20 protein-coding genes and 2 pseudogenes are annotated in these 24,280 nt (G+C 73.2%); 13 read left to right on the top strand and 9 right to left on the bottom strand.

What is annotated here, in order from left to right; translation table 11 throughout:
- Genes ACFYZJ_RS06405 through ACFYZJ_RS06380 form a run of 6 tightly spaced genes read right to left on the bottom strand, consistent with a single transcriptional unit; the run spans window position 1 to window position 5,774 of the window.
- Complete coding sequence (locus ACFYZJ_RS06405) at window positions 1-606, bottom strand: DUF5947 family protein (RefSeq protein ID WP_388563493.1); 606 nt, start codon at window positions 604-606, stop codon at window positions 1-3.
- Window positions 603-1,154: a NifU family protein gene (locus ACFYZJ_RS06400; RefSeq protein WP_388563491.1), complete on the bottom strand. Its 552-nt coding sequence runs from the start codon at window positions 1,152-1,154 to the stop codon at window positions 603-605. Before ACFYZJ_RS06400 ends, ACFYZJ_RS06405 begins: the two co-directional genes overlap by 4 nt.
- On the bottom strand, window positions 1,147-2,940 hold the full coding sequence (locus ACFYZJ_RS06395) for a nickel-dependent hydrogenase large subunit (protein WP_388563489.1): 1,794 nt from the start codon (window positions 2,938-2,940) through the stop codon (window positions 1,147-1,149). Before ACFYZJ_RS06395 ends, ACFYZJ_RS06400 begins: the two co-directional genes overlap by 8 nt.
- An 8-nt stretch (window positions 2,941-2,948) precedes the next feature.
- On the bottom strand, window positions 2,949-4,070 hold the full coding sequence (locus ACFYZJ_RS06390; protein WP_388563487.1) for a hydrogenase expression protein HypE: 1,122 nt from the start codon (window positions 4,068-4,070) through the stop codon (window positions 2,949-2,951).
- Entirely contained in the window at window positions 4,067-4,612 is a 546-nt protein-coding gene (locus ACFYZJ_RS06385; protein ID WP_388563486.1) for a hemerythrin domain-containing protein, read from the bottom strand. Before ACFYZJ_RS06385 ends, ACFYZJ_RS06390 begins: the two co-directional genes overlap by 4 nt.
- 55 nt (window positions 4,613-4,667) lie before the next feature.
- A complete protein-coding gene (locus tag ACFYZJ_RS06380; RefSeq protein ID WP_388563484.1) occupies window positions 4,668-5,774 on the bottom strand; it encodes a hypothetical protein in 1,107 nt (368 codons plus the stop codon).
- A 220-nt stretch (window positions 5,775-5,994) separates the two neighbouring features.
- Between ACFYZJ_RS06380 and ACFYZJ_RS06375 the strand changes: the two genes are divergently transcribed.
- A complete protein-coding gene (locus tag ACFYZJ_RS06375; protein WP_388563482.1) occupies window positions 5,995-6,420 on the top strand; it encodes a phage holin family protein in 426 nt (141 codons plus the stop codon).
- 267 nt (window positions 6,421-6,687) lie between these two features.
- Window positions 6,688-6,897, top strand: a complete 210-nt coding sequence (locus ACFYZJ_RS06370; protein ID WP_388563480.1) for a hypothetical protein — start codon at window positions 6,688-6,690, stop codon at window positions 6,895-6,897.
- Between the two features lie 13 nt (window positions 6,898-6,910).
- Here the strand turns inward: ACFYZJ_RS06370 and ACFYZJ_RS06365 are convergent, their stop codons facing one another.
- On the bottom strand, window positions 6,911-8,230 hold the full coding sequence (locus tag ACFYZJ_RS06365; RefSeq protein WP_388563478.1) for a hypothetical protein: 1,320 nt from the start codon (window positions 8,228-8,230) through the stop codon (window positions 6,911-6,913).
- A gap of 64 nt (window positions 8,231-8,294) precedes the next feature.
- Here ACFYZJ_RS06365 and ACFYZJ_RS06360 point away from each other — a divergent pair, with 64 nt between their 5' ends.
- The 5 genes and pseudogenes from ACFYZJ_RS06360 (at window position 8,295) to ACFYZJ_RS06340 (ending at window position 13,089) form a co-directional block, all read left to right on the top strand.
- Window positions 8,295-9,026: an SOS response-associated peptidase gene (locus tag ACFYZJ_RS06360; protein WP_388563476.1), complete on the top strand. Its 732-nt coding sequence runs from the start codon at window positions 8,295-8,297 to the stop codon at window positions 9,024-9,026.
- Between the two features lie 88 nt (window positions 9,027-9,114).
- Window positions 9,115-9,546: pseudogene (locus ACFYZJ_RS06355) on the top strand (DeoR family transcriptional regulator); the annotation flags it as partial.
- Between the two features lie 5 nt (window positions 9,547-9,551).
- Window positions 9,552-10,088 (top strand): annotated as a pseudogene (locus ACFYZJ_RS06350) (carbohydrate ABC transporter permease); the annotation flags it as partial.
- Between the two features lie 62 nt (window positions 10,089-10,150).
- A complete protein-coding gene (locus ACFYZJ_RS06345; RefSeq protein ID WP_388563474.1) occupies window positions 10,151-11,182 on the top strand; it encodes a hydroxyacid dehydrogenase in 1,032 nt (343 codons plus the stop codon).
- Entirely contained in the window at window positions 11,179-13,089 is a 1,911-nt protein-coding gene (locus tag ACFYZJ_RS06340; RefSeq protein ID WP_388563472.1) for a DUF2264 domain-containing protein, read from the top strand. Before ACFYZJ_RS06345 ends, ACFYZJ_RS06340 begins: the two co-directional genes overlap by 4 nt.
- A gap of 30 nt (window positions 13,090-13,119) precedes the next feature.
- Here the strand turns inward: ACFYZJ_RS06340 and ACFYZJ_RS06335 are convergent, their stop codons facing one another.
- Window positions 13,120-13,968, bottom strand: a complete 849-nt coding sequence (locus tag ACFYZJ_RS06335; RefSeq protein WP_388563471.1) for a chitosanase — start codon at window positions 13,966-13,968, stop codon at window positions 13,120-13,122.
- 140 nt (window positions 13,969-14,108) lie between these two features.
- Complete coding sequence (locus ACFYZJ_RS06330; RefSeq protein WP_388563469.1) at window positions 14,109-16,910, bottom strand: SpoIIE family protein phosphatase; 2,802 nt, start codon at window positions 16,908-16,910, stop codon at window positions 14,109-14,111.
- Window positions 16,911-17,130: 220 nt separating this feature from the next.
- On the opposite strand from ACFYZJ_RS06330, the gene ACFYZJ_RS06325 reads away from it, so the two are divergent.
- The 6 genes from ACFYZJ_RS06325 to hypF all read left to right on the top strand — a co-directional run bounded on the left by ACFYZJ_RS06325 (window position 17,131) and on the right by hypF (window position 24,259).
- On the top strand, window positions 17,131-18,801 hold the full coding sequence (locus ACFYZJ_RS06325; RefSeq protein WP_388563468.1) for an enoyl-CoA hydratase-related protein: 1,671 nt from the start codon (window positions 17,131-17,133) through the stop codon (window positions 18,799-18,801).
- 129 nt (window positions 18,802-18,930) lie between these two features.
- Window positions 18,931-20,121, top strand: a complete 1,191-nt coding sequence (locus ACFYZJ_RS06320) for a hypothetical protein (protein WP_388563466.1) — start codon at window positions 18,931-18,933, stop codon at window positions 20,119-20,121.
- Window positions 20,118-20,660, top strand: a complete 543-nt coding sequence (locus ACFYZJ_RS06315; RefSeq protein WP_388563464.1) for a hydrogenase maturation protease — start codon at window positions 20,118-20,120, stop codon at window positions 20,658-20,660. Before ACFYZJ_RS06320 ends, ACFYZJ_RS06315 begins: the two co-directional genes overlap by 4 nt.
- A gap of 72 nt (window positions 20,661-20,732) precedes the next feature.
- A complete protein-coding gene (gene hypA, locus ACFYZJ_RS06310; protein ID WP_388563462.1) occupies window positions 20,733-21,128 on the top strand; it encodes a hydrogenase maturation nickel metallochaperone HypA in 396 nt (131 codons plus the stop codon).
- 3 nt (window positions 21,129-21,131) lie between these two features.
- The gene (hypB, locus tag ACFYZJ_RS06305; RefSeq protein WP_388563460.1) at window positions 21,132-21,881 is read left to right on the top strand and encodes a hydrogenase nickel incorporation protein HypB; all 750 of its coding nucleotides are present in this window, start codon (window positions 21,132-21,134) and stop codon (window positions 21,879-21,881) included.
- Window positions 21,878-24,259, top strand: coding sequence for a carbamoyltransferase HypF (gene hypF / locus ACFYZJ_RS06300; RefSeq protein ID WP_388563458.1), 2,382 nt, complete (start codon window positions 21,878-21,880; stop codon window positions 24,257-24,259). The genes hypB and hypF overlap by 4 nt, the downstream gene beginning before the upstream one ends.
- Window positions 24,260-24,280 lie beyond the last annotated feature (21 nt).

Genomic DNA, 24,280 nt, shown 5'->3' with positions numbered 1-24,280 from the left:
TCAGCTCCTTGCCGGTCCTGGGGGTTGTTCGGTCAGCTCCTCGAAGAACCGCTCGATGGCGGGCCACACCCGGCCGCCGCCGGACAGGCCCCGCCACTCCCGCCGGACGAGCGCGACCATCCGGAAGCAGTCGTCGATCGGGACGATCCAGTGGTGCTTCGCGGAGCGTGCGGTGTTCACCAGCAGTGCCTCCACCTCCGGTACGAGGTCGGCGAGCGGGGGACACCGGGCGACCACATCACGCCAGGCCCCCGCGTCCGCCTCCCAACGGGTGGCGCCCGCGGGGCTCGGGTAGTGGGCGCTCACGGTGCCGTCCGCGTGCCGTACGAAGAACGCCAGCCCCACCGGAACGCCGAGTTCCCGGGTACCCACCTCGGGGAGCCGCACCCTGCGCCGCGGCACCAGCCGGTACCGCCCCTCGCTCGCCTCCTCCTCCACGAAGAGCAGGGAGCACGGCCGGCAGGCGCACAGCACCTCCTCCTGCCCGGTGTCGTACAGATGCCGGTGCCCGGGCTCGACGTCGGCGCCGCACAGGTCGCACCGCTCCGCGTCCGCACGCCGGTCGGCGCCCGAGCGGATGACGCGGGCCAGCGCGCCGGTGGTCATGACCGCTCCCCGGCGGACATGCTGCGCACCCTGAGCGTGTCGACCGGGACGAAGGCGGGGGGCCGCGCGTCGTCGCCCGGCGCCCGTTCGACGCCGGAGAGTTCGGGCGCCAGGGCGAGCACGGCCTCGCGGACCGCCTCCTCCAGCGAGGCCGAGGAGGACCCGCAGCCCTTCGCGGCCAGCCGTACCCGGGCGACCCCCTCCTCCACGCCCGTGAGCTCCACGTCCCCGCCCCGCTCCCGCACCGCCGGGCGCACACCGTCCACGGCGCGGGCGGCCCGGACCTCGGGCGGCTCGGGGTGGATGTCGTGCAGCACCAGGAGATGGCCGAGGAGGTCGTCGGCGGCCATACGGTCGACGAGGGCGGGGTCGGCGGCGTCCAGGACACGGGCCAGGGCCTCGCCGTAGATCTCGGTGAGGGTCCGCACCGCCTCGATCGCCGTCCCGGCCATCGGGCCGGGAGCGCCTTCCAGCTGTTCGAGCAGCCCGTCGAGGCGGGCGAGCCGCTTCGCGACCGCCGCCTCGTCGAGCCGCGCGGTGTCATCCATGAGCCGCTCCGAACATGGGCGAGTGCAGCTTGGTCAGCGTGTTGCCCTTGCCGAGGTACATGTGCACACCGCAGGGCAGACAGGGGTCGAAGCTGCGGACGGTGCGCATGATGTCGACGCCCTTGAAGTCCTCCGGGCCGTTCTCCTCGAAGATCGGCTGGCCCTGCACGGCGTCCTCGTACGGTCCGGGGGTGCCGTAGGGGTCACGGGGGCTCGCGTTCCACGGCGTCGGCGGGTACGGGTGGTAGTTCGCGATCTTCTTGTCCTTGATCACCAGGTGGTGGGAGAGGACGCCGCGCACCGCCTCGTGGAAGCCGCAGCCGATCGCCTCGTCCGGCACCTCGTAGTTCTCGAAGATCTTGGTGTCACCGCTGCGGACGTGGTCCATCGCCCGCTCCAGGAAGAAGAAGGCCATGGCGGCGGAGTAGGCGACGAAGTACGGCCGGGCCCGGTCGCGTTCGATCGTGTTGCTCCACTGGGGGATCTTCCACTCGAACGTCATCTCCGGCAGCTTGTCGCTCTTGGGCAGCGAGATGCGCACGCTGTGCCCGGTGGCCTTCACATACGGCGTGTCGACCAGCCCGTTGAGCGCCGTCGACCACAGCCGGGCGAGCGGGCCGCCACCGGTGTCCAGCGCCAGGTGCTGGGCGCTGTTCCTGTCGTACCAGCGCGGGCTCATCACCCAGCTGTAGTTGCCCTCGAAGTTCCGCTTCTGCGGCACCGGCACCGTCGTCTGGTTCCAGGGGTGGCGCATGTCGACGGCGTTGCCGAGCGGGTCGTGGGTGACGAACGGCTCCTCGTTCACCCAGTCCTCGTAGTACGAACTGCCCAGCAGGATCCGCATGCCGAGGTTGATGTCGACCAGGTCGTTGGTGACGAGACTGCCGTCCACGATGATGCCCGGGGTGACGAACATCGCCTTGCCCCAGTCGCTCATCGTCTCGTAGCGGTAGTCCACGACGTCCGGGTTCTGCCAGGCACCCCAGCAGCCGAGCAGGATCCGGCGGCGGCCCACCTCCTCGTAGCCGGGCAGCGCCTCGTAGAAGAAGTCGAAGACGTCGTCGTTCATCGACACGGCCTGCTTGATGAAGTCCAGGACGCGCAGCAGCCGGGAGAGGTAGTCGGTGAACGTGGTCGGCTGCGGCATGGTGCCGACCCCGCCCGGATAGAGCGTGGACGGGTGCACATGGCGCCCCTCCATCAGGCAGAACATCTCCCGGGTGATGCGACTGACCTTGAGTGCCTCCTTGTACAGCTCGCCCTCGAACGGGTTGAAGGCGCGCATGATGTCGGCCACCGTCCGGTAGCCGTGGATGTAGCCGTTGCGGGCCTCGGTGCGCTCGGCCCGGGCCAGGAGGCTCGGGTTGGTGGCCTTGACCATGGCCTCGCAGAAGTCGACGAACACCAGGTTGTCCTGAAAGATGGTGTGGTCGAACATGTACTCGGCCGCTTCGCCCAGGTTGACGATGGTCTCCGCCAGTCGCGGCGGCTTGACGCCATAGGCCATCTGCTGGGCGTAGTTGGAACACGTGGTGTGGTTGTCACCGCAGATCCCGCAGATGCGCGAGGTGATGAAGCCCGCGTCACGGGGGTCCTTGCCCTTCATGAAGACGGAGTAGCCCCTGAAGAGCGAGGACGTGCTGTGGCACTCCACCACCTCGCGGTTCGCGAAGTCGATCTTCGTGTAGATGCCGAGATTGCCGATGATCCGCGTGATCGGATCCCAGGACATGTCCACGATCTGCGCGGGCTTTCGCGCCGCGGCCCGCGCCTCGGTTGCCGTCATGTCCGTGCCTACCTCGCTCTCTCTCGCTGTCGTCTGCGCCCGTCGGGGCGCCAGTACGGGTCGTAACCGCTCGTCAACTTGTCCTTGTTGTGGCGCCACTTGGGCTCACGGTTGACGGCCATGTTGGTGATGCCGCGCAGGCGCCGGATCACGGCCCCGTAGGGCCTGATCACAGCGGACGAGAGGGTGCCGCCCGTCGGTTCGTCCATGAACGGCATGAAGGCGTCCGGGAACCCGGGCATCGTGCAGCCGATGCAGATGCCCCCGACGTTCGGGCAGCCGCCGATGCCGGCCATCCAGCCGCGCTTGGGCACGTTGCAGTTGACGACCGGACCCCAGCAGCCCACTTTGACCTGGCACTTGGGGGAGTTGTAGTCCTTCGCGAAGTCGGCCTGCTCGTAGTAGGCGGCCCGGTCGCACCCCTCGTGCACCGTCTTCCCGAACAGCCACTGCGGGCGCAGCATGTGGTCCAGCGGGGGCGGCGGCGCCGATCCGGCCGCGTGGTAGAGCACCCAGGTCAGGGTCTCCATGAAGTTCTCCGGCTGGATGGGGCAGCCCGGCACGTTGACGACGGGGAGCGCGCCCTGCGACCTGAAGTCCCAGCCCAGGTAGTCCGCGAGGCCCATGCACCCCGTGGGGTTGCCCGCCATCGCGTGGATCCCGCCGTACGTGGCGCAGGTGCCGGCGGCGACGACCGCCCAGGCCTTGGGCGCGAGGTGGTCGATCCACCAGTTCAGGGTGAGCGGTTCACCGGTGTCCGGGTCGTTGCCGAACGACGTCCAGTAGCCGTCGCCCTCGATGATGTTCTGGTTGGGGATCGAGCCCTCGATGACCAGGATGAACGGCGCCAGTTCACCGCGGGCCGCCGCGCGGAAGGGCGCGAGGAAGTCCTCGCCGCCCAGGCTCGGCGAGAGCACCTTGTTGTACAGGTTGACCTTCGGCAGGCCCGGGATCAGCCCGGCGACGATGTCCTCGATCGCCGGCTGGCCGGACGCCGTCATCGAGACGGTGTCCCCGTCACAGCTCATGCCCTCGGAGATCCACAGGATATGGATCTCGTCGAAGCCGTTCCTCTGTTCAGCCCTTGAGGGCTGCTGGCTGACCTCCGTGGTTCCGCTTTCGACGGTCATGTCCTCGGCCTCCCTTGCAGTCGGTCCCTAAGGCGGTCGTAGGCCGCGGCCACCGGTCCGGCGAACGCCAGCGCGGGAGGCTCGTCGGGCGCGTTGGGGTGCGGTCGGGTCGGGGCGGTCTGCTTGGACCGGGCCAGGAGCTTGCCGAGTCGCAACAGGTCCTCCTCGGAGACCGCGTCGCGGAGCAGGGGCATCAGCTCGCCCTCCTCCTCGCGGATGTGCTCCTCGACCTCGCGGCGCAGTTCGTTCATCAGTTCGCTCGTGCGCTCGTCGTCCCCGGACTGCTTGTCCAGGGCCAGGAGGGTCTCCTTGACCGCCCTGTGCTCGCTCAGGTGCTCGCGGATCCGCTGGTCCCCGTCCGACAGGACCTTCTTGGCCAGCGGATAGACCATCAGCTCCTCGAGCGCCGCGTGCTTGGACAGCTCGCGGACCAGGGTTTCCACCACGGCCCGGCGCTGCGCGGCGGAGGCGGCGGCGTGGTAGTCGCGGAACAACTGCTCGACCATCCGGTGGTCGTGCATCAGCAACTCGATGGCATCCATAACGGCCTTCCTGGTCGGGGACGGTGGCGGCACAGAGGTCGGGCGGATCCGCCGACTAGGAGGCGGAGGAGGCCGACGAGTGAGACGGGGCCGCTGAGGGGGCGAGGGAGCGGATGGCGCCGTGCAGCCGGGCGAGCACCTCCGGCGGCATGGTCTCCACCCGGTCGAGGATCCGCGCGGCCCGCGGGTCGGTGGCGCGTGCCTCGCGTTTCTCGTCGTCCGTGAGCAGCAGCGTCCGCAGGGTCAGGATCTCGTCGATCTCGGCCGCGTCGTGCAGGTCGCCGGGGCTCTCCGGGGCCACCTGCGGGTGGTCGGGCAGGATGATCGGCGACGACAGAACGAGCGAGTCGGACCCCTCCGGGCCCGCGAGCACCGGGAACGTGTGCAGGTTGCGGCACTCCCGCACGTGGGGCGCGACATCCTCGGGCGGGTCGATCGAGGAGTAGAAGCCGAGTCCCTCGCCGCCCAGGAAGGTGTGCGCCGCGATGAGCGAGTGGCGCAGGGCCTCGTCGCGGGGAGCCTCGGGCGGCGTCGTACGGCCCGTGTTCTCGGTGCGGACACGCAGGCGGTACAAGGAGGCGGCACCGGCGACGGGTTCGAGGTGCAGCGTGGTGCGCGCCTCGACGGGGGAGCGCCGGCGCACCAGCCGTCCCGCGCCCGCGGGCAGGGGCTCGGTGTCCTGGCCGCCGGGCGCCCCGAAGGTGAACTCGGCGTCACATGCGAGGAGTGCGGCGAGCGAAGCGGTGAGGTCGGTCTCACGCGGCACCGCCTCGTCGAAGGAGAGATGGACCGCATCGGCGGTCTCCAGGGAGTCGACGGGCGTGTGGCGACCGTCCTCGTCCCGGCGCTCCACGCCTCTGTACTGCATCTGCAGATAGCGCACCCGCACCCGCACCACGGCGCCGGGCCGCGCGCGCAGCAGGCACTCGGTCTGCTGCTGCCAGGACTCCACGGACCCCGATACCCCCGGCGTCACCGGGCCGTGGGCCTCGGCCCAGGCGCGGGGCGCGAGGATGCCGAACTGCCAGCGCACCCGGTTCTTGGCCGACGAACGGCGGTACGGGTAGAGCAGGTATCCCTCGTAGAGGACGGCGTCGGCCACGGCGCACGCCTCTTCGACCGCGGAATGCGCGCTCTCCGTTTCGCCCAAGGGGTCGCTCACCGTAACTCCTCGCTGACGGACTGTGCGTATTGCAGTGGTTTACAACGATCACACCTTTTATTGCGATGGGCGCGTATTGAGGGCGGACGGGTGAGTGGCGCGTCGACCCGGGCGTGGAGCCGTCGTGTCGGCACGGCCTGAGCGGGTACTGCGGGGGAGGTGACTGACGGCCGTCGGCCTCGGCGGGAACCCGATGCGGAACGAGACGGAGGCGGCAGCGATGCGGATGCAAGGCGACGACTCGGCGGAGGGCAGGAGCCGGGTGGGCGACGCGGCGGCCCGGCTGGCCCAGGACACCGCGCAGCTCGCCCGGCACGAGATACTCGCGGTGCAGAGCGAGGTCAGGGCGGCGCTGCGCCGGATCGGAGCGGGCGGTGCGCTGCTGGGCGCCGCCGGGGTGTGCGGCCTGCTGGCCGTGTGGTCGGCCCATGAGACGGCCCTGCGGGTACTGGAGCCGGCCCTACCCGGCGCCCGTGCCTCGGCCGTACTGACCTGCGCCTACGCCGCGGGGGGCGCGCTGCTGGGCGTCGCGGCCCGCAACCGGGTACGCGCCGCCGGCCAGGCGTCGGCGGACGCACTGGACCGGGCGCGGGAGGCCGTACCGACGGGCGCGCGCAGGGGCGAGGGGGGCGAGCGGGCCGACTGAGCGGGTTACCGGTGGCCGGCGCGGGCGCGGAACCGGGGCGGCCCGGACGGCTCGGTCGTGCCGGGCGTTGGGCCGTTCGGGTGGTCGCGTGGGAGTCGATGCGGCGCGTATGCGGGGCTGGGGCGCGTGTGGGGTGCCGGGGTGGCAGGCTGCGGGGTCGGGTCGGGGCCGTCTGGGCGAACCGTGGCCCTGCCGGGCGGTACCACGCTCGCGCGCCGTGTGGGCCGTCGGGTCCCTGGACGGCGCGTACGGAAGGAAGGGGTGTCCGTGGAGATGATCCCGGTCGACTCCGAACCGGCGCGATCCGGTACCGCGGTCACGGAGCCGGCGTACCGGCGCGTGCGAGCCGCACAGGGCGGCGGCACCCCGGTAGGGGACGCGACCGCCTGGGACCTGTTCCGCATGGCCTTCGCCTCGGTGGCCCCGCCCGGCGCCGCCCGGCCGCCCGCCGGGGGCGGCGGCTGCGGACGCCCGTGACCACCGCGGGACCTCAACGTCCGCCTCCCCTTTCCGCCATCGGTGTCTCCGGCGCGTTCTCCTGGTGCAGGTCCAGGCTCGTCGTCAGGTGGATCTGGGCAGCCACCCAGTGGGGGACGGCCGCCGTCGCGCCCTGGGTGTGCAGGGTGCCGGTCAGGTCGTCCACGAGGCGTGCGGTGGCGTGCAGGCCGACGCGGCGCAGGTGCGTGGCGGTGTCCGCGAGGGTGGTGCGGGACGTGCCGGTGAGGTGGCGCAGGCCGTGGTGGGCCGCGTCGGCCAGGGCGCTGAGTGCCGACTCTAGGGCTGTCGTGATCGGGTCGGACGGGCGGGGGCGGATCGTGGTGAGCCGGGTGTCGCCCTCGCCCGGGGCGAAGTCCGGGACGGTGACGCCCTCCGGGGTGAGCACGGCCAGCGGGTCCAGGACGATCCGGCCGCGGGCCCGGCTCAGCACGCCGCTGACGCAGCGGACCCCGCCGTCGGCCAGCGCGGCGGCCAGGGCGTCCAGGCCACCGGGGCACAGCGGGTTGTACTCGGCCCGGAGGTGGACGGGGTTGCCCGCGGGATCGCGCAGCACCGCTTCCAGGTACTGCCCGGCGGGGTCGTAGCCGATGTCGTCCACGGTGTCCACCGCGATCACGCGTACCGCATCCGCCTCGACCCGGGGGCGGATCAGCCGCGGTGGGCGTTCTCCGGCCTCCCGCAGGTGCGCGGAGGTGTCCCTCAGCAGCAGCCTGTCCGGCAGCTCCGTCCAGGCGGAGCCGACCGGTGTGATGCTGGTCGCGGCGATCCGGCCCCGGGAGAGGATGACCGTGCGGTCGGCGGCCCGTGCGGTGTGCTCGCTGACGACATTCGCCGTGGCCAGGGCGCGCAGCGGGGAACCGAGCAGGCGGCGGGCCGACAGCTCGTGGCCGGTGGGTGCCTGATCACTCGTCAGCTCCCACCGTTTGCGCAGGACCAGCGCGGTGCCGGCGGCGGCGTGCGCGAAGTACGTCTCGGCCGTACGGTCCCGGGCGGTGCCGCCGATCCGGCAACCCAGCGCCACCAGACGCACCCGCCGCAGCGGTGTCACCGGTGCCTCGGAGGTGCCCAGCACGCCGACCCGATTGCGATCGGCGGCACGGTGCCGGGCGTGCAGTTCGGCAAGGAGCAGGGCCAGGCGTTCGGGCGCGTAGCGACCGGCGCGGGCCGCGTAGGCCTCCAACTGGTCCCGCAGGTCGGCCACCGCGCCGGCGGGCCAGTGGTGGGAGACGGCGGTCAGCGCCTGTTCGGCGCGGCGCAGTGAGCCGGTGAAGACCGGCCGCCCGCCGCTCGCCGCGCCGAGCGGGCGCAGCACCGCCGACGTCGCTGCGCCTGCGGGTATGATCTACCATTTCTCCAGGTCAGAGGGGTGGTCTGGTATGTGCGGTCGATATGTCTCCACGCGTAGCCCGCAGGACCTCGTACGACTGTTCAGGGTCACCGACTGGGACGAGCGGGACGACCTGCCGCCGAGCTGGAACGTCGCCCCGACGGACGACGTGTGGGCGGTTCTCGAACGCGCCCCTCGTGGCTCGGAAGCCGTCCGGCGGCAGTTGCGCCCGCTGCGGTGGGGTCTGGTGCCGTCGTGGGCGAAGGACCCCAGGATCGGCGCCAGGATGATCAACGCACGGATGGAGACGGTGCACGAGAAGCCCGCCTTCCGCCAGGCTTTCCTCAGACGGCGCTGTCTGCTGCCCGCCGACGGCTTCTACGAGTGGCAGCAGGTCCCGGCCACCGAAAGGACCAAGGCCCGCAAACAGCCGTACTTCATCAGCCCGCAGGACGGCCAGGTGATGGCCCTCGCGGGGCTGTACGAGTTCTGGCGCGACCCGTCGGCGGCCCGGGACGACGACTCCGCCTGGTGGACGACCTGCACCATCCTCACCACGGAGGCCACCGACGCCGCGGGCCGCATCCACCCCCGGATGCCGCTGGCCGTCGCCCCCGGTCACCAGGACGCCTGGCTCGACCCCGCGCACCAGGACCCGGCCCGCCTGCGCGCCCTGCTGCACCCTCCCGCCGACGGACGTCTGGACGCCCGCCCCGTGTCCACGGCCGTCAACGACGTCCGGAACAACGGCCCTCAGCTGCTGGAGCAGGCCGAGGCGTAGACTCCGACGGCACCACGCCCGTCGGCGTATTCGTTCGTATGCTGGTCCCAGAATCGCTCAAACGAACATTCACGGGCGGGGAGGCCTCATGCGTGAGCCGGTCGATCTCAGGCGTCGGCGGATCCTGGCCGCGGTGCAGTCGCGCGGTGCGGCGCGGGTGCGCGATCTCGCCGCCGAACTCCAGGTGTCCGTGGTGACGATCCGCCGGGACGTGGAGGAGCTGACTCGTGAGGGGAAGCTGCGGCGCGGTCACGGGGTGGTCCGCTCGCCGCTTCCCGCCCAGGAGGTACCGGGCAGCCCCGTCACGGACGGGGACACCGTGGCCGTGGTCGTGCCCGAGCGGCACTCGTACCTCTACGAGACCCTGTACGGCGCCCGCACCGCACTGGAAGCGGCCGGCCTGCGCATCGCCCTGCACATCGCGCCACAGGTGCCCGGAGCGGAACGCCCGCAGGTGGAACGGGCGTTGGCGGAGGGCGTGCGCGGTGTTCTCCTCGCGCCGCGGTGGCGTACACCGGCCGTGGCCTGCTCTACGCGGTCGTCGGTGCCGCGCTCGGCGCGCTGATCAGCGTGGCCTGCGGGTACGCCTTCGACAAGTACCGCTTCCGGCACAAGGAGAAGCTGTTCGGCCTGGTCCTCGCGGCGGTCATGGTCCCGCGGACCGTCCTCGCGCTCCCGCGGTACCTGATGGCCTCGGGCGCCGGCCTGGTCAACACCTTCTGGGCGGTGTTCATCCCGGTCCTGTTCAACCCGTCCGGCGTCTACCTGGGCCGCATCCTCAGCCAGGGCTGCGTGCCCGACGAGGTCCTGGAGGCCGCGCGGATGGACGGCGCCGGCGAGCTGACCACGTACGTCAGGGTGGCGCTTCGTATGCTCGGCCCCGGCCTGGTGACCGTGTTCCTCTTCCAGCTCACCGCCATCTGGAACAACGTCTTCCTGCCCATGGTGATGCTGTCGGACCAGGACCTGTATCCCGTCAGCCTCGGCCTCTCCCTGATCCTCGCCTTCGTCCTGCTGCAGCGCTTCTGGCGCGGCGGACTGACCGCCGGCGCCATCAAGTAGCCCTGGCCCTACTCCCAGGAGTTCCCCGAACAGCCCCCCGCGTCAGGAGTTCCCGCACCGACATGCCCGTCTCCACACCAGGACCCGGCTTCCGCCCGCGTGCCGCCCTCGCCATGTCCCCCGAGGCCGCCGCGGCCGTCCTCGACCCCGAGTCGCTGGACAAGTTCGCGGCGCTCTGCGACCTCGCCCCGCCGCCCGTCCTGGACGACTTCACCACCCCCCGGGCCCGAGCCGTCCTCGCCGACGTCGACCTGCTGGTCACCGGCTGGGGCTGCCCCCCGCTCGACGCGGGCGCGCTCGCGGCGGCGCCCCGGCTGCGGGCGGTCGTGCACACCGCGGGGAGCGTGCGGGGCCACATCACCGACGCCTGCTGGGACCGCGGCATCGAGGTGTCCTCCGCCGCCTCCGCCAACGCCGTCCCGGTCGCCGAGTACACCCTCGCGATGATCCTGCTCACCGGGAAGCACGTCCTCGAACGCGCCCGCGCCTACCGCGCCTCCCGCACCCGCGACGACTGGCTGAACACCCCCCGCACCGTCGGCAACCACCGCCGCACCATCGGCATCCTGTCCGCCTCGCTCACCGGCCGCCGCGTCATCGAACTGCTCCGCCCCCACGACCTCGACATCCTCCTGCACGACCCGTACGTCACCGACGCCAACGCCACCGAACTCGGCGTCACACGCGTCGAGTTGCGCGAACTGTTCACCCGCAGCGACACCGTCAGCGTGCACACCCCGCTGCTGCCCGCCACCCGTGGCCTGGTCAGCCGCGACCTGATCGAGGCAATGCGCCCGGGCGCCGTCCTGATCAACACCGCCCGTGGCGCGGTCGTCGACCAGGACGCGCTCACGGACGCCGCCGTGGCGGGCCGCGTCCGGGCCGTGGTCGACGTCACCGACCCCGAAGTCCTTCCGCCCGGGCACCCGTTGTGGGACTGCGACAACGTTCTCATCACCCCGCACCTGGCCGGCTCCCAGGGCAACGAGTGGTGCCGCCTCGCCGACCTCGCCGTCGCCGAGACCGCGCGGTGGGCCTCCGGCGCAGGCTTCCTGCATCCCGTACGACGCGAAAGGCTGGCCTTCCAGGCATGAGCACCCCCCGCACCCCCGGCATCCCCTTCGAACTCCCCCCGGAAGACCGCGAGTCGAGCCCGTACACCGGATACACCCGGGTCCACTGGGAGGCTGTCGCGGACGGGCTGCTGGCCTCCGCATGGCGCTGGAGCACACCGGGCTGCGCCCTGCTCCACCTGCCCGGGCGCCCCTCACGCTCGGGCGTGCGCTCCGACGGGCTGGAGGGCTACGCCCGGACGTTCCTCGCCGCCGCCTTCCGGGTGGCGGGCGCCGGCGGGCATGACCGGCACGGCTGGCTGGAGCGGTACGCGCGCGGCCTCGCCGCCGGCACCCGCACCCCCGGCCGCGACGACAGCGAGTCCTGGCCGCTGATCCTGGACCACGACGTGCAGGGCCAACCGATGGTGGAGTCCGCGTCGGTCGCGCTTGGGCTGCGGCTGACGGCACCCTGGCTGTGGAAGAACCTCGACGCGGACGTCCAGGACCGAGCGGAGGAATGGCTGCGCGGCGCCCTGCGCCACACCCCGGCGCCCAACAACTGGTACCTCTTCCCGTACACCGTCGCCGGGTTCCTGGAGTCGGTCGGCCGTGGCGACGCGGAGACGGCCGCCGTACGGCAGCGGGCGATGGGCCTGCTGGAGGAGTGGTACCGGGGCGACGGCTGGTACGCGGACGGCGACGGCCGCGCCTTCGACCACTACAACGGCTGGGCCCTGCACCTGTATCCGGTGCTCGACGCCCACCTCGCCGGGGACGAGGAGTCGTCCGCCCGCTACGGGGCGCGGCTGCGCGAGCACCTGGACGGCTTCTCGCTGATGTTCGGCGCGGACGGCGCGCCGTTGCACTTCGGCCGGTCGCTCGCGTACCGCTTCGCCGCGTCGGCAGCCGTCGGCCTGGGCGCCCTGACCGGCCACACCCCCCTGACCCCGGGCACCTCGCGGCGCCTGGCGAGCGGCAGCCTGCGCCACTTCCTGGCGCGCGGCGCGCTGACCGAGGACGGACTGCTCAGCCTCGGCTGGCACGGCCCGCACGAGGCGACCCTGCAGCGCTACTCGGGTCCGGCGTCCCCGTACTGGGCGTCGAAGGCGTTCGTGTCCCTGCTGGCACCCGCCGGCCATCCCCTGTGGACGGCCCCGGAGGAGCCCGCGCCCGCCGAGCGGGCCGACCGGGTGCTCGCCCTGCCCGCACCGGGGCTGCTGGTGCAGGCCACGCGGGCCGACGGGATCGTGCGGCTGCACAATCACGGCAGCGACCATGTGCGGCCCCACGAGGGCGAGTTCGCCGCCGAGGACGATCCCCACTACGGACGCCAGGCGTACTCCACCCGTACCGGACCCACGGCTTGGGGCAACATCGCGGACAACCACCTGTCCGTCGAAGTCAAGGGACGGGGCAGCGTACGGCGGCGCGTCCACCCCCTGGGGGCGGGGTACGGCGGCGGCTGGGGCTGGGCCGCCTCCTGGCACCGGCCCGTGTTCACCGCCGGGCCCCCGATGGTGCCGGGCCTGACGGTGCAGAGCGTCACGGTGGTCCGCGGCCGGTACGAACTGCGCGTCCACCGGGTGATCGGCGCCCCGGACGGTGCCCGGGTCACCCACACCGGCTGGGCCACCGGCCCGGAGGAGCCCGTGGTGTCGGCGCTGCACGGGCTGTACGGCTGGGACGAGGGCCCCGAGCCGGTCCCCGCGCCCGGCGGCACGGCCTACACCCGCTGGGCCCGGGTCCCTCGGCTCACCGGACGGGCCGGCGGCACCACCGTCCATGTGTGCCTGGCGAGTCTCACCGCGGAACCCGACCCGGCGCCCCTGGCGGAGGCGGTCGCCGACGTGTCCGTCGACGACGACGGCGTCGAGGTGACGTGGGCCCACGACGGGGCACGGTTCCGGGTCGGGTTCCGGCCGCTCGGCGTCTCGTTGCCGGGCTGAGCGACGGTCTTTCGGGTCGACCGGCGGCCGTCAGCCGATGTGGTAGCTGTCCCCGTAGACCTTCCAGTCCAGCGGCGGGTCGAGGTTCAGATTGCCCTTGCGCAGGAACACCCGCTGTTCGGTGTCGACCCTGCTGGTGTCACTGTGGGCCTCCTCCTGCTTCATGGCCCACACGCGCGCGTCCAGGAAGGCGTTCAGGTAGGCCACCTCGCCGCCGCCCTGCGCCGGCGGCTTCGCCGTGCGCAGGGCCCGCTTGCGGATGTTGCGGAAGCTCGTGGGATCGTCGCCGTCGCCGTGCATCACGATGGCGTCGTAGTACGTGAACTGCCCGAGCACGCCGAGCCCGTCGGCCTTGCCCTGCTGGACGGCCGGGTTGAAGTACACCCGGTCGCGTTCGTCGTTCTGCGCCTGCTGGAACACCGGGTCCTGCGCCGCCTTGCGCCAGTCCTTGGGGAAGTTCGGGTCCAGACCGTCGTGGGAGTCGCTGCCGTTGACCCGTCGCAGCGCCGGCAGGTACTTGGCGAGGACGTTGCCGGGCTTGCGGTCGGTGTAGAGCTGGACGAGTTCCAGCATGTCGCCGGTGCCGGAACAGAATCCGATGATGCCGGCGGTGTAGCCGCGGCCGTCGCCGATGTCCTCGATGTACTTGTACTGGGCCTTCCAGTCGAGGGAGGAGTTCTCCGCACTGGAGACCAGTTCCATGGCGATCTCCTTCTTCGCGGGGTCGTCGAGCCCGATCGCCCGTGCCGCCTCGGGGGCCGCGGCGGCACGCGTGGCTCCGAGGAGCGGGACGGCCGCCAGCGAGGCGCCCAGGAGCGCGAGGACGGCGCGGCGCGAGGTGTCGGCGGGGTCTGCTGCGTCGTGGTTGTGATGCACCACAGGGACTCCAAGTGAAGGTGGGGGGTGGAATCTTGGGCCGTGCGTTGTTAGGAAGGTTTCCTATCAGACAATGCGCCGCGGGGTCACCCATGCGGTGGGCAAGTTCCTGGTAAAGAGCGGAAGTTGAACGGGCGGGCTTTTCAGGGCAGCGGCTGCTCCGCCCAGATGACCTTCCCCCTGGGCGTGTAGCGGGTGCCCCAGCGTTCGGCGAGCTGGGCCACGAGGAACAGGCCGCGCCCGCCCTCGTCGGTCATGGCCGCGTACCGCAGATGCGGCGAGGTGGTGCTGCCGTCGAACACCTCGCAGATCAGGCTGCGGTCGTACAGCATGCGGACCCGCACGGGCGCGCTGCCGTACCGGAGCGCGTTGGTGACCAGCTCGCTGAGGATCAGCTCCGTGGTGAACGTCAGATCCTGAAGGTCCCACCGTGCCAGCTGCCGGGTCACCGACGCCCGCACCTCGCCGACGGCCGCCGGGTCCATCGGCACCGGCCACTCGGCCACCCGGTCGGCGGCGAGCGCCCGGGTGCGCGCGACGATCAGTGCGATGTCGTCGCTCGGCCGCTCCGGCAACTCCGACTCCAGCACGGCCCGGCAGGTGTCCTCCGGGGACGGCCCGGCTCCGGCCAGCGCGGTGCGCAGCAGTTCCAGACCGTCGTCGATGTCCCGGCCCCGGTCCTCGACCAGCCCGTCGGTGTACAGCACCAGCCGGCTGCCCTCCGCCAGCTCCAGGTCGGCCGTCTCGAACGGCAGCCCCCCGAGGCCGAGCGGCGGGCCGGCCGGCACGTCGGGGAACTCCACGCTGCCGTCGGGCCGGACCACGGCCGGCGGCGGATGACCGGCCCGCGCGACGGTGCAGTGCCGGGAGGCCGGGTCGTAGATCGCGTACAGACAGGTCGCGCCCGTGACGGGGGCGCTGCCGGGCTCGGCCGCCTCGTCCTGGTCGATGCGGCCGACCATTTCGTCGAGGAGGCCGAGGAGTTCGTCCGGCGGCGGGTCGAGCGCGGAGAAGTTGTGGACCGCTGTGCGCAGCCGCCCCATCGTGGCCGCGGCGTGCAGCCCGTGGCCCACGACGTCGCCCACCACCAGCGCCACCCGGGCACCGGACAACGGCAGTACGTCGAACCAGTCACCGCCCACTCCCGCCTGCGCCGGGAGGTAGCGGTAGGCGATGTCCAGGGCGCCCTGCTCGGGCAGCGTCCGCGGCAGCAGACTGCGCTGCAGCGTCACCGCCATGCTGTGCTCGCGGGTGAAACGGCGCGCGTTGTCGATGGAGACCGCGGCGCGGGCGACCAGTTCCTCGGCGAGCGCCAGGTCCTCCGCGTCGAAGGGCTCCGGCTTCTCGCACCGCCAGAAGTTGACCAGGCCCAGGACCAGCGACCCCGCCCGCACCGGCACCGTGATCAGCGAGTGGATCCCGTACTCCACCACCTTGGCGGTCCGCTCGGCGTCCTGCGCCGACCGGCCCGGTGCCTCGCCCAGACGCGGTTCGAGGACGGCCCGGCCGCCCCGCAGGCTTTCGGCCTGCGGGGAGGACTCCACCCACCGGATCCGCTCGCCCGGCGTATAAAGGGGAGCGTCCTTGCGGATGCCGCTGAACGCCGCACGGCGCAGCTCGCTCCCCGCCGCCGGTTCCTCGCCGTCCAGCACCGCGTCGAACAGGTCCACACTGGCGAAGTCCGCGAACCGGGGCACGGCCAGCTCGGTCAGCTCCTCGGCGGTACGCGTCACGTCCAGGCTCGTGCCGATGCCCAGACCCGCGTCGTAGAGCAGGCTGAGGCGTTCCCGCGCCACCTCGGCCCGGCCGGACAGGGCACGCAGCTCGGTCGTGTCGCGGAGCGTGGCCACACTGCCCGGCGGGCCGCCGTCCACGTCGGTGGGCCGCTGGTTGACGGCCAGCAGCCGGTCTCCGACCAGGTGCACCTCGTCGGTCGCGACCCGTCCGGACGCCAGGAGGGCGGCGGTCTCGGGAGGAAGGCCGAGCTCGGACACATGCCGCCGCTCGGCGTCCTGGGGCAGACCGAGCAGGCGGTGCGCCTCGTCGTTGGCGAGCAGCAGGTCGCCGTCCTCGCCGAGGATCAGCACCCCTTCCCGCACCGAGTGCAGCACCGCGTCGTGGTGCTCGTACATCCGCGTCATCTCCCGCGGCCCCAGGCCGTGGGTCTGGCGCAGCAGCCGCCTGCTGACAAGTGCGGTGCCCGCCGTGGCCAGGGCGAGGCCGACTGCCGCGGCGGCCAGGACGAGCGGCATCTGCCGGTTCACCGCGCCGCCCACGTGTTCCGTCGTGACACCGGCCGCCACCAGTCCCACGACCTTGCCGTCGGGCGCCTTGACGGGCACCACCGCCTGCACCAGCCGCCCGATGGTCCCGTTGATCTCCTCGATCTCGGTGCCCCCGGCCAGCGCGGGCCCGATGTTCCCCACGAACTTCTTGCCGATACGGTCCGGTCTCGGGTGCGTGTAGCGGATGCCGTCGGTGTTCATGACGACGACGAAGTCGACGTTCGCCGCCTTGCGGGCGGCCTCGGCCCGCGGCTGCAGCACGGCCGTGGGGTCGGGGGCGCCCAGCGCCTGGACCGTGCCCGGCGCGTTGGCGAACGCCTCGGCCACGGCGAGCGAACGGTTGCGGGCCTCCTGCGTGCTGTCGCGCCGCACCTGCAGCAGCAGCGCCACCACGGCCGCGAGGACCAGCAGCAGCACGATGACGACCTGCAGGACGAAGACCTGCCCGGCGACGCTGCGCCCGCTCAGCGCCGCGCGCAGCCCCGCGCCAGGTCCCGACCGGGACCGGCCCGCCTCCCGCTCGCGGCGGGCGAGCGAACGGCGCGCCCCTCGCCCCGGAGCCTGCTCGGACGCCCCTGCAGCGCGGTCGTGCGCCGATGCGCGCACACCGCTCGGACGACGGGGCGAACGGGTACCCGGTCGAGCCGGAAGCCGGACCATGTGCCATGTCTACACTGCCGCGCCCCGGGACGCGAGAGGCGTCACACACGGTGGCGGTTCCGGGACGATCCGACCGACGCGCCCGCCGCCGAGTGGCGGCCCCGATACCCGCCTTTCGGGTGAACCTGCCGCCTGTCTGCGGAGGCGCCCCACAGGTGTGGCCGACGATCGCAGACGGCCGGGCACATCTGTCCGCACCGTCGTCCGCCGGGAGTACGCCGTGCACATTCTGCTCGTGGCCAGCGCGTTCAACAGCCTCACCCAGCGCGTCCATGCCGAACTGCGCGACCGCGGCCACACCGTCGCGGTGGAACTCGCCCTGCCCGACGGTTCGCTGACCGAGGCCGTACGGCGGCACGCCCCCCAACTCGTCCTGGCGCCGATGCTGAGGACGGCGATCCCCCGCGAGGTGTGGGCGGCGTACCCGTGCTTCGTCGTCCACCCGGGTCCCGTCGGCGACCGGGGCCCGTCCTCCCTCGACTGGGCCGTCCAGGAGGGTGCCGAGCGCTGGGGGGTGACGGTCCTTCAGGCCGAGGAGGAGATGGACGCCGGTGACGTGTGGGCGTCCGTCGCCTGCCCGCTCCCGCCGCTGTCCAAGAGCGACCTGTACCGGGGCGAGATCGCCGACGCCGCCCTCGCCGCCGTCCTCCTCGCCGTCGAGCGGTTCGCCTCCGGGACCCACACGCCCGTGCGCCAGGACACCGCGCGGACCCGTCCGTATCTCGACCAGAGGGTGCGGCGCATCGACTGGGACACCGACACGACCGACACCGTCCTGCGCAAGCTGCGCGCCGCCGACTCGCAACCCGGCGTGCTGGACGTACTGCTCGGCGACGAGTGGTACCTGCACGGCGGTCACCCCGAGAACGGCCTGCGCGGCACCCCTGGTCAGCTGCTCGCCACCCGGGCCGGAGCGATCTGCCGGGCGACACGCGACGGCGCCGTGTGGATCCCCGAGTTGCGAGGGCGCCGCCGCCCCGGGCAGCCGCGCCCGGTCAAGCTGCCCGCCGTACAGGCCCTCGGCGACCGGCTGCCCCCGCTGCCCGAGCTGCCCGTGCCGCCCGGTGCGCGGTGGCCCACCTGGACGGACATCCGCTACCGGGAGGAGGGCGGCGTCGGCTTCCTCTCGTTCTCCTTCCCCGGCGGCGCGATGAGCACCAGTCAGTGCCGCCGCCTGCTCGACGCCTACCGGGAGGCCTGCGCGCGCCCCACCTCGGTCCTGCTGCTCGGCGGGCAGCGGGACTTCTTCTCCAACGGGATCCACCTCGGAGTCATCGAGGCCGCCGCCGACCCCGCGGCCGAGTCCTGGGCGAACATCAACGCCATCGACGACCTGGTCGAGGCGGTCCTGACGACCACGGACCGTCTGGTGGTCGCCGCGCTCGCGGGCAACGCGGCCGCGGGCGGCGTGATGCTCGCGCTGGCGGCCGACGAGGTGTGGTGCCGCTCCGGCTGTGTACTGAACCCGCACTACCGGCTGATGGGCCTGACCGGCTCGGAGTACTGGACGTACACACTGCCCCGCCGGGTGGGTGCCGCCGCGGCCGACCGGATCGTGCGCGAGGCGCTCCCGATGAGCGCCGCGAGCGCCCGCGGCCTCGGGCTCGTCGACCGGGTGATCGAGTGCGCGCCGCAGGACTTCGCCGCGGAGGCCGGCCGGCTGGCGGCGCGGCTGGCGTCGCTGCCGGGGACCCGGACAAGGATCGCGGCGAAGAAGGAGGCACTGGAGCACCGGCAGAGCACCGAGCCCCTGTCCGCCTTCCGGGAACGGGAGCTGGCCGCGATGCACCGCGTCTTCCACGACCCGGACGCCCCTTACCACGCCCTGAGACGCGCCTTCGTCCGCAAGGAGAAGCCGTCGTGCACGCCACCGCACCTGGGGCGCGCCTGACGCACCTGGGGCGTCTGAGCCCTGGCCCCCGGCCACCGGCCCGCGGACGGCGGCGGAACCGGACGGTCCGGGCCGAGGCCCCGGCCGAGGAGCACACCCCCGCAAGCCGGTACCACCGGAAGGACCGCCATGAGTGTGACCGCGTTCGCCGCGCAGACCGCGGCCCGCTTCGCCCGCGCCCGGAAGGTGGCGGACGCCGTCCTCTTCGAGGGCAGCCCGCTCCACCCCTACCGCACCTCCGCCTCCGGCGCCCTGCTGCGCAGACAGTGCGGCGCACTTGTACCGCCCGCCTGGGGCGCGGGCAGCGAGGAGCACGACTTCCAGCACACCGAATGCCTGATGGAGCCCGGGCCCGGCGCCACCCTCGCGGTGGAGCTGCGCTTCCTGCGCGCCCGGCGGCGCACGGTGCAACGGGCGTGCCGCGACGGCGAGTTCGAGACGGTGTCCGAACTTCGGGTGGGGGAGCGCCTGCTGGTGCCCTGCGCCGAGGGCACCGAGGAGCGCGTCGAGGCGGTCGCCACGGTGGACGAGCTCACCCACGGCGACGGGATCATGGTCGCCTTCGGTCGCCCCGCGGGGGAGGAGTGCGAGCAGATCCTCGACGACGCCGGCCGGGTCGCCGGCCGTACGGTCCGCCGGGGTGAGGAGATCCGTGGCCTGCTGCGGCTGTCGGCACACCGGATGGCGGGGCCCTGCCCGGTCCTGCGGCTCACCGCCGTGGTGGAGAACACCAGCGCCTGGGCGCCCGAGGCCGGTGAGAGCGCCGACCGGGACGCCGCACTGCCGCACTCCCTGGTCTCCGCCCACCTGCTGATGGGCCTGAGCGAGGGATCCTTCCTGTCGATGAGCGATCCCCCCGAGTGGGCCCGGGCCGCGGTCGCGTCCTGCCGCAATCTGCACACCTGGCCCGTCCTCGCCGCCGAACCGGGCCGCGCGGACGTGATGCTGTCCGCACCGGTCGTCCTGGAGGACCACCCGAGGATCGACACGCAGGACGTGTCCCACCCGGACCCGCCGTGGTGGGACTCGGCGGGCGAGCCCGGCGGCGAACCGGCGGGCGAGCGGGTGGTGGTGGACGGGCGGCCGGTGGGCCCCGGCAGCCGGGTGCGCCTCAACCCGGGGCTGCGGCGCACCGACGCCCAGGACGTGTTCCTGCGGGGCCGCCCCGCGACCGTCGAGGCCGTGCGGCACGACGTGGACGGCTCGGTCCACCTGGCGGTGACCGTGGACGACGACCCGGGCGCCGACGTCCGCCGCGAGCGGGGAACCTTCCACTACTTCCGCCTCGACGAGGTCACCCCGCTGGAGGACCACGGATGAGCGGCACCGTCCTCGTCGCCGGCATCGGGAACGTCTTCCTCGGGGACGACGGCTTCGGCGTGGAGACCGCCCGCGCGCTCACCCGGTGCGCACTGCCCGCGCACGTCGAGGTCCTGGACATCGGGGTGCGCGGAGTGCACCTCGCCTACCAACTCCTCGACGGCTACGACACCCTGATCCTGGTGGACGCCACCGCACGCGGCGAGGCCCCCGGCACCCTGTACGTCATCGAGCACGACGACACGGGCGCGGACGGTCTGGAAGGGGCCGCGATCGACGGCCACCGGATGACGCCCGACGCCGTACTGGCCCTGCTGAGCACCCTGTGTGCCGGAACCGGAGCGGAGCCGCCGCGCCGCACGCTCGTGGTCGGCTGCGAACCGGCCTCGGTGGAGGAGCGCGTCGGCCTCAGTCCGGCCGTGTCCGCCGCGGTCCCCGAGGCCGTCCGGCTGATCGAGGAGATGTTGTCCGGCGAACGGCGTACCCCGCCGGGCGGCGACGGCGTGCCGGTCCACGGGCCCGGGGTGCCTCACCTCTAATGGATCCGGCGGGCCGCACACGCGGTCCCCGTCCCACGGGGCGGGAACCGGCCCTCGCCGGGACGGAGACCCATGCACGAGATGTCCATCGCGCTGGCGGTGATCGGCCAGGTGGAAGACGCGGCCGAGCGGGCCGGTGACGTCACGGCGGTGCGTTCGGTACGGCTCCAGGTGGGCGAACTCGCCGGTGTCGTACCCGACGCCCTGTCCTTCTGCTTCGAACTGGCCTGCGCCGGAACCCTGCTGGAGGGCGCCGAACTCGTCACCGACGAGGTGCCGGGGCGGGCCCGCTGCGCGCCGTGCGCGCACGAATGGGCCGTCGGCATGCCGCCCCTGCTGAGCTGCCCCCGCTGCGACGGCGCCGCCATCGAGCTGCTGTCGGGCCGCGAACTGCAGATCGTCAGCGTGCACTGGGAGGACGCCCGGACGCACGCACCCACCCGCGAAACCGTCCCCGAGGAGCGCTGAACCATGTGCCGAGTGGTCGACCTGCAGCAGGCCGTACTCGCCAAGAACGACCAGGCCGCACACACCCTGCGCGCGGAGCTCGCGGCCCGCGGCACCACCGTCGTCAACCTGCTCTCCAGCCCGGGCAGCGGGAAGACCGCCCTCCTGGAACGCGAACTCGTGCTGGCCCGGGAGCGGTCCGTGCCGGTCGCGGCACTCACCGCCGACCTCGCCACCGAGAACGACGCGACGCGCCTGGCGCGTTCGGGCGTCCCGGTCCAGCAGGTCCTCACCGACGGGCTGTGTCACCTCGAGGCCGACATGCTCGCCCGCCACCTCCAGGGATGGCTGCCCGAGGAGACTCGGCTGCTGTTCGTGGAGAACGTCGGCAATCTCGTCTGCCCGGCCTCCTACGACCTGGGGGAGACGCTGCGCGTCGTCCTCGCCTCCGTGACCGAGGGCGAGGACAAGCCGCTGAAGTACCCCACCGCCTTCGGCCTCGCCCACCTGGTGGTGGTCACCAAGACCGACATCGCCGAGGCCGTCGCCTTCGACCTGGCGGCGTTCCGCGCCAACGTCGAGCAGGTCAACCCCGGGGTGGAGGTGCTGCTCACCTCAGCCCGCCGGGACCTCGGGCTCGGCGCCCTGCTCGACCGGGCGCTGGCCGCCGCGGACGGCGCCCCCCTGCACACACCCGTCATGGCCCGGCCGGCCCACGGTCACACCCATGACCACGCGGACCGCGCCGGCGCCCTGGCGCAGTCCCGCTCGTGAGCGCTCCGCCCCCGACGGCCGTCGCCGTCCAGGCGCCGCTGCGCCGCAGGGTCACCGTCCGGGGTGTGGTGCAGGGCGTCGGCTTCCGGCCGTACGTCCACGGCCTCGCCGGCTCCCTCGGCCTGTCGGGGTATGTGACGAACACCCCGGAGGGGGTCGTCGTGGAGGTCGAGGGGGTGCCCGCGGCCGTCGGCCGGTTCTGCGACCGCATCGCGGAGGACGCGCCACCGCTGGCCAGGGTGGAGCGCGTCGACCACCAGGACGTGCCCGCCACCGGCGACACCGCGTTCACCATCCTTGCCTCCCGCACGGACGGTCCCGCGGGCACCCTGATCCCGCCCGACACCGCCACCTGCGCCGCCTGCCTGCGTGAACTCGCGGACCCGGCGGACCGGCGCCACCGTCACCCCTTCATCACCTGCACGCACTGCGGCCCCCGGTTCACGATCGTCACCGGCCTGCCCTACGACCGGGCGGCGACCACCATGGCCGGCTTCCCGATGTGCCCCGACTGCGCCCGCGAGTACGCCGATCCCGCCGACCGCCGCTTCCACGCGCAGCCGGTGGCCTGTCCCGCCTGCGGGCCCCGCCTGCGGCTGCTCGTCCGCCCCCGGGACGGCGAGGGCCCGCCGCGGCCGGTCACGGACGTGGACCCGGTCGCCGGGGCGCGCCGGCTGCTGGCGTCCGGCGCGATCCTCGCCGTCAAGGGCCTGGGCGGCTACCACCTGGCCTGCGACGCCACCGACCCCGCCGCCGTCGCCCGGCTGCGCCGCCGCAAGGCCCGCGGGGACAAACCGTTCGCCCTGATGGCCCGGAACACGGACGACATCGCGCACCTGGTGCGGCTCACCGATGAGGAGCGGAGCCTGCTCACCGGCACCGTCCGCCCCATCGTGCTGCTGCGCCGCCTGACGTCCGCGCGCGGAGCGCCCCGGCCCGCCGACGCCGTCGCACCCGGCAGCCCCGACCTCGGCGTCATGCTGCCCTACACCCCCGTGCACCAGCTGCTGCTCGGCCTGCCCGGTGACGCCGACGGGCCGCGCCTGCTCGTCATGACCAGCGGCAACGTCTCCGGCGAGCCGATCGTCACCGACGACGAGGAGGCGCTCGAACGGCTGGCGCACCTGGCCGATGCCTGGCTGACCCACGACCGGCCCATCCATGTGCCGTGCGACGACTCCGTGGTGCGCGTGTGCGACGGCAGACCGCTGATCGTGCGCCGCGCCCGCGGCTACGCCCCCCTGCCGCTGACTCTCCCGGTGCCCGTGCGCCCGGCCCTGGCCGTCGGCGGCGACCTGAAGAACGTGTGCTGTCTCGGCGAGGGCCGCCGGGCCTGGCTGTCCGCGCACATCGGCGACATGGACGACCTCGCCACCCAGCACGCCTTCGAACGCGCCGTCGCCCAACTGGAGTCGATCACCCCCGTGCGGCCCCGGCTGCTGGCCGCCGACCGGCACCCCCTCTACCGCTCCGCCCGGTGGGCCGCCCGCAACGCGGCGGGCCGCCCCGTCGTCCGCGTCCAGCACCACCACGCCCACGTCGCCGCCGCCATGGCCGAACACGGACTCGACGGCAGCAGGCCGGTGCTCGGCGTGGCCTTCGACGGCACCGGCTACGGCGACGACGGGGCCGTATGGGGCGGGGAGTTCCTGCTCGCCGACTACGACGGTTTCACCCGCCTCGGGCACCTCGCCTATGTGCCGCTGCCCGGCGGCGACGCCGCGGTGCACCGGCCGTATCGCATGGCGCTCGCGCATCTGCGCGCCGCCGGCCTCGACTGGTCGCAGGCGCTGCCCTGCGTGGCCGCCTGCCCGCCCGACGAACGCCGCGTGCTGGCACGACAGTTGGAGCGCGACCTGAACTGCGTGCCCACCTCCAGCATGGGCCGGCTGTTCGACGCGGTGTCGTCCCTCGCCGGCGTCTGCCACCGGGCGGGATACGAAGCCCAGGCCGCCGTCGCGCTGGAGGCCGCCGCGCTGCGGGCACCCGCGGGGGACACCTCCGCCTACGGGTTCGCCGTGCGGGATCCGGAGACGGACGGCGGCCCCGTGCGGGCCGATCCCGCCCCGGTCCTCGCCGCGATCGTCGACGACCTGCACGCGGGCGCGGGAGCCGCCCTGATCGCGGCGCGGTTCCACCGGGCCGTCGCCGGTCTGGTCCGCCAGGTCTGCGCGCGGGCCCGGGAGCGGCACGGAGTGGACACGGTCGCCCTGACCGGTGGCGTGTTCCTCAACTCCCCGCTCTCCTCGGCCTGCGCGCGGGCCCTGGGCGCGGACGGCTTCACGGTGCTGCGCCACCACCTGGTCCCGCCGGGCGACGGCGGACTGGCCCTCGGCCAGCTCCTCGTCGCCGCACGCGCCGGGGCGGCCCCCGACTGACCGACCGTCCCGGCAGCGCCG

This window comes from Streptomyces sp. NPDC001848 (assembly GCF_042891915.1).
Lineage (GTDB): Bacteria > Actinomycetota > Actinomycetes > Streptomycetales > Streptomycetaceae > Streptomyces.
The sequence above is the reverse complement of the archived record's forward strand: the minus strand, read 5'-3'. Positions and strand labels throughout refer to the sequence as shown.